Annotated in this window: 4 protein-coding genes; 3 read left to right on the forward strand and 1 reads right to left on the reverse strand. The window is 71.4% G+C overall.

The window, feature by feature from the left end; translation table 11 throughout:
• Positions 1-386 precede the first annotated feature (386 nt).
• Positions 387-1,289, forward strand: coding sequence for a response regulator transcription factor (locus K6I34_RS33720; RefSeq protein WP_229331849.1), 903 nt, complete (start codon positions 387-389; stop codon positions 1,287-1,289).
• Here K6I34_RS33720 and K6I34_RS33725 read toward each other — a convergent pair.
• Positions 1,248-1,745 carry a MarR family winged helix-turn-helix transcriptional regulator gene (locus tag K6I34_RS33725; RefSeq protein WP_229331850.1) on the reverse strand — a complete coding sequence of 166 codons (498 nt, stop codon included), beginning with the start codon at positions 1,743-1,745 and terminating at the stop codon, positions 1,248-1,250. The two genes, K6I34_RS33720 and K6I34_RS33725, sit on opposite strands and share 42 nt — an antisense overlap.
• 118 nt (positions 1,746-1,863) lie before the next feature.
• On the opposite strand from K6I34_RS33725, the gene K6I34_RS33730 reads away from it, so the two are divergent.
• Together K6I34_RS33730 and K6I34_RS33735 are read left to right on the forward strand one after the other, a co-directional pair.
• Entirely contained in the window at positions 1,864-2,661 is a 798-nt protein-coding gene (locus K6I34_RS33730; protein WP_229331851.1) for a trans-aconitate 2-methyltransferase, read from the forward strand.
• A gap of 122 nt (positions 2,662-2,783) precedes the next feature.
• Entirely contained in the window at positions 2,784-3,407 is a 624-nt protein-coding gene (locus K6I34_RS33735; protein ID WP_229331852.1) for a Uma2 family endonuclease, read from the forward strand.
• The last annotated feature ends 183 nt before the right edge of the window (positions 3,408-3,590 follow it).

A 3,590-nucleotide genomic window follows, 5' to 3' on the forward strand; every position in this document is an offset into this window, starting at 1 on the left:
GCCGTCACGGCCGTCAGGGCCGTCGGGCGGGGTGGTGGCGGTCCGTCGGCGTGACGCCGGTGGTCCGTCGGATGATCGGATTCCGGTCGTGGGGAGCGACAACATCGAGTCGTTCCATGTCGTTCGCTGCCCCAATACCGAACATAAAGCTCACCATAAACACGCGGGTCAAGCAGTTTTGCCAATCGGCTTCCGTCGTCGGACCCCCGCCGTACGCTGATGCACAGCGCCGGTGGGGGCCGGTGCTGATCAGGGGGCGAGACAGTCAGGTACGACGCCCGGGGGCGGGGTAGTTGTCATGGCACGGCGGCGGCCGTGCGCGCGTGGCGATCCCGTCACCGGGCGCCGTACCCGCACTGACCGCCGCCCGGAACAAGGGGGTGGCTATGGCACGTATTCGGGTCCTGGTGGTCGACGACCACCGCATTTTCGCCGAGTCGCTCGCCGCTGCCCTCGCAGCCGAGCAGGATGTGGACGTCTCGGCGGCCGGCAGCGGGCCGGCGGCGCTGCGCGCGCTGGAGCGCGCGGCGGGTGAGGGGCGGCGGTTCGACGTGCTCCTGGTCGACGCAGACCTGGGCGCGGCGGGCACGGAGGGCGTACCGGGGCAGTTGCGCGGCCCCGGCATCGGCCCCGGCATCGGCATGGGCATGGGTGTCGGCCAGGACGGTGGGTCCGGACCGTCCGGGTCGGCCGCACCGGGCGGGCACGCGGGGCACGTCGGGCATGGTGCCCACGGCACTCACGGTGCCCACGTGGCTCACGGTGAGGGCGCCGGGGACGGGATCTCGCTGGTGGCCGGGGTCCGTACCGGACATCCGTCCGTACGGACGGTGGTGCTCGCCGAGCGCGACGACCCCCGGCGGGCCGCCGCCGCGCTCCAGGCGGGCGCGGGTGGCTGGGTGGCGAAGGACTGCTCGCTGTCCCGGCTGCTGGCCGTCATCCGGGGCGTGCTGCGGGACGAGACGCATCTGCCGCCCGCGCTGCTCACGGGTGTGCTGCGGGAGCTGACGGCGGCGCGCAAGCACCGTACGGAGAGCGAGCGGCTCGTGGAGTCCCTGACGCCGCGGGAGCGCGAGGTCCTGCGCTGCATGGTGGCCGGGCTGGGGCGCAAGGCCGTCGCGGAGCGGCTCTATCTCTCCCCGCACACGGTGCGCACGCACATGCAGAACGTGCTGGGCAAGCTGGGTGTGCACTCCACGCTCGCCGCGGTGGCGCTGGCCCGGCGGGCAGGGGTGGGGCCGGTCGACCTAGCCGGGAACGTTGTCGAACGGGGCGGTCAACTGGCGTAGCAATCCGGCCAGTTCATGGCGCTGGGCGGCGGACAGCTCGGCGAGGATGGCGTGTTCCTGTGCGAGCAGCCCGGCGAGCGCCTCGTCCGCGCGGTCGCGCCCCTCGGCGGTGAGGCGTACGAGCACGCCGCGCCGGTCGTTGGGGTCGGGCAGCCGCTCGACGAGGTTGCGCTTGGCGAGCCGGTCGATGCGGTTGGTCATGGTGCCGGACGTGACCAGCGTCTGGGTGAGCAGCTGGCCGGGGGAGAGCTGGTAGGGGTCGCCCGCCCGGCGCAGGGAGGTCAGGACGTCGAACTCCCACGGCTCCAGCTGATGCTCCGCGAAGGCCAGCCGCCGGGCCCGGTCCAGGTGGCGGGCGAGCCTGCTGACACGGCTGAGCACCTCGAGCGGTTCCACGTCGAGGTCCGGGCGCTCGCGGCGCCATGCTGCGACCAGTCGATCGACCTCGTCCTCCATGGGGTCAGTGTAGTAGGTCTGTCGACATGAAGTCTCTTGACGTCAAGAGATCTCGGAGGGATCGTGGAATCCAAGGAAAGCGAAGGAAAGCGCACCCACGGCCTTGGAGGGCGCACTCATGGACACCACCACGCCCACCTGGGACCCGGAGCAGTACCTCCGCCATGCGGAGCACCGCACCCGCCCGGTCCAGGATCTGCTCGCCCGCGTACCGGAGCTGCCGGGCGACCCCGGCCGTCCCCTCCGCATCGTGGACCTCGGCTGCGGGGCGGGCAACCTCACGCCCCTGCTCACCGCCCGCTGGCCGGAAGCCAGGATCACCGGCCTCGACAGCTCCGCCGAGATGCTCGCCAAGGCGGCGGCGTACGCCGGTGACCGCGTCTCCTTCGCCCGGGCCGACCTCGCCGACTGGGCCCCGGCCGGCCCGTACGACCTGATCTTCTCCAGCGCCACCCTCCAGTGGATTCCGGGCCACGCGGAGCTCTTCCCGGCCTGGCTCGCCGCGCTGGCCCCCGGCGGCGTCCTCGCCTTCACGATCCCCGGCAACTTCGACGCGCCCAGCCACGCGCTGCTGCGCGACCTCTGCGAGAGCCCCCGCTGGCGCCCCCGCCTGGGCCCCGTCCGCCACGGCCACGCCCTGGAACCGGGGGAGTATCTGGAACGCCTCTCGGGGCTCGGCCTGGAGGTCGACGCCTGGGAGACCACCTACGTCCAGCTCCTGCACGGCCCCGACCCCGTCCTCTCCTGGACGAAGGGCACGGCGCTTCGGCCGGTGCTGTCGGCACTTCCGTCGACCGAGGCCGATGTCTTTCTGACGGAGTACGGCGCGCTGCTCCGCGAGGCGTACCCGGAGGGGCCGCACGGGACGGTGTTCCCGTTCCGGCGGATCTTCGTGGTCGCACGCAAGGGCGATTGATCGCTTGTGTGAATGACTTATGAGCGTCTCGCCGTCCGGTCGTGCCCGGGGTTCGTAGCGTCGCGGTGTCGCTTGTGCCGCTGTGGCGCCGGCGCCCAGACTGAGAGAGGAGGTGCTCCACGATGACCGCACTCGCGTATGAGGTGATCCCGGTGGCCGACGAAGAACCGGTATCCGACCTGGACGGGTTCCTGTGGCAGACGTGGAAGGCCATGGAGTCGCCGGAGGGCTACCGGGCCGAGATCATCGAGGGGTCCATCGAGGTGTCACCTACCGGACGTCGTCGGCACGGCATCCTCATCAACCGGCTACGGCACGATCTCCAGATCTATCTGGAACACTCCGATTACGCCCCCCACCATGACCTGAACCTGATCCACCGCCGCAGGGTCCTGATCCCGGATCTCTTCGTCGCCCTGAACGATCTGGACGAGATTCCCGACGAGGAAGACCTGGGCGTCGCCGCAGCCGAGGTCGAGGCGGTCATCGAAGTGGTCTCGCCCGGCTGGCGGAACACGCAGCGCGACCGAATCCGCAAGCGCCGCGAGTACGCGCGTGCGGGCATTCCCCTCTACGTCCTCATCGACGACTTCGACGGAGACGGCGCGGTCGTCCTGCTGACCGAGCCCGACCCCGACAGGGCCGCCTACGCAGGCGAGCAGCGTGTCCCCTACGGCACCGACGCCGTGGTCCCCGTCGGTCCGGCGAAGGGTTTCGTCATCGGCGAATCGGTGACGAGGGCCTGACCATCGCTGTTGGCCCGGTGCGCCTACCGGGTTGCCACCCGGGCCCGGTGGGCGGCCACTGGTTGCCTTCGGCTGGTCGCGCAGTTCCCCGCGCCCCTGAAGGGGCGCGCCCTGCGTCCTGCCTTCCCGGTTGTGGGCAGGCGTTCCGCAGGGCTGGGGGTCCCCCTGGACGGAGTCTGGGGG

Source organism: Streptomyces sp. UNOC14_S4 (assembly GCF_020740835.1).
In the GTDB taxonomy this organism is placed as follows: domain Bacteria; phylum Actinomycetota; class Actinomycetes; order Streptomycetales; family Streptomycetaceae; genus Streptomyces.